General features: G+C 54.4%; 1 rRNA gene. It reads right to left on the bottom strand.

Going from position 1 to position 1,718, the window contains the following annotated elements:
- Positions 1-6: 6 nt before the first annotated feature.
- Positions 7-1,718: ribosomal RNA gene (locus ACWF5P_RS27070) — 23S ribosomal RNA — on the bottom strand; the annotation flags it as partial.

Genomic DNA, 1,718 nt, shown 5'->3' with positions numbered 1-1,718 from the left:
AAAGCGTTGGTTAAGTCCTCGATCTATTAGTATCAGTCAGCTCCACATGTCGCCACGCTTCCACCTCTGACCTATCAACCTGATCATCTTTCAGGGATCTTACTAGCTTGCGCCATGGGAAATCTCATCTTGAGGGGGGCTTCATGCTTAGATGCTTTCAGCACTTATCCCGTCCGCACGTAGCTACCCAGCTATGCCTTTGGCAAGACAACTGGTACACCAGCGGTGCGTCCATCCCGGTCCTCTCGTACTAAGGACAGCTCCTCTCAAATTTCCTGCGCCCGCGACGGATAGGGACCGAACTGTCTCACGACGTTCTGAACCCAGCTCGCGTACCGCTTTAATGGGCGAACAGCCCAACCCTTGGGACCGACTACAGCCCCAGGATGCGATGAGCCGACATCGAGGTGCCAAACCTCCCCGTCGATGTGGACTCTTGGGGGAGATAAGCCTGTTATCCCCGGGGTAGCTTTTATCCGTTGAGCGATGGCCCTTCCATGCGGAACCACCGGATCACTAAGCCCGACTTTCGTCCCTGCTCGACTTGTAGGTCTCGCAGTCAAGCTCCCTTGTGCCTTTACACTCTACGAATGATTTCCAACCATTCTGAGGGAACCTTTGGGCGCCTCCGTTACTCTTTAGGAGGCGACCGCCCCAGTCAAACTGCCCACCTGACACTGTCTCCCACCCCGATAAGGGGCGCGGGTTAGAATTTCAATACAGCCAGGGTAGTATCCCACCAACGCCTCCACCGAAGCTGGCGCTCCGGCTTCTCAGGCTCCTACCTATCCTGTACAAGCTGTACCAAAATTCAATATCAGGCTGCAGTAAAGCTCCACGGGGTCTTTCCGTCCTGTCGCGGGTAACCTGCATCTTCACAGGTACTATAATTTCACCGAGTCTCTCGTTGAGACAGTGCCCAGATCGTTACACCTTTCGTGCGGGTCGGAACTTACCCGACAAGGAATTTCGCTACCTTAGGACCGTTATAGTTACGGCCGCCGTTTACTGGGGCTTCGGTTCAAAGCTTCGCTTGCGCTAACCTCTCCCCTTAACCTTCCAGCACCGGGCAGGTGTCAGCCCCTATACTTCGCCTTGCGGCTTCGCAGAGACCTGTGTTTTTGCTAAACAGTCGCCTGGGCCTATTCACTGCGGCTTTTCTGGGCTATTCACCCTAAAAAGCACCCCTTCTCCCGAAGTTACGGGGTCATTTTGCCGAGTTCCTTAACGAGAGTTCTCTCGCACACCTTAGGATTCTCTCCTCGCCTACCTGTGTCGGTTTGCGGTACGGGCACCTTACATCTCACTAGAGGCTTTTCTTGGCAGCGTGGAATCAGGAACTTCGGTACTATATTTCCCTCGCCATCACAGCTCCGCCTTAATGGAAACGGGATTTGCCTCGTTTCCGGCCTAACTGCTTGGACGCGCATATCCAACAGCGCGCTTACCCTATCCTTCTGCGTCCCCCCATCGTTCAAACGATGTATAGGTGGTACAGGAATATCAACCTGTTGTCCATCGCCTACGCCTTTCGGCCTCGGCTTAGGTCCCGACTAACCCTGAGCGGACGAGCCTTCCTCAGGAAACCTTAGGCATTCGGTGGAAGGGATTCTCACCCTTCTTTCGCTACTCATACCGGCATTCTCACTTCTAAGCGCTCCACCAGTCCTTCCGGTCTGACTTCAACGCCCTTAGAACGCTCTCCTACCATCGACACC

Source organism: Peribacillus sp. NPDC055009 (assembly GCF_053608705.1).
The sequence above is the reverse complement of the archived record's forward strand: the minus strand, read 5'-3'. Positions and strand labels throughout refer to the sequence as shown.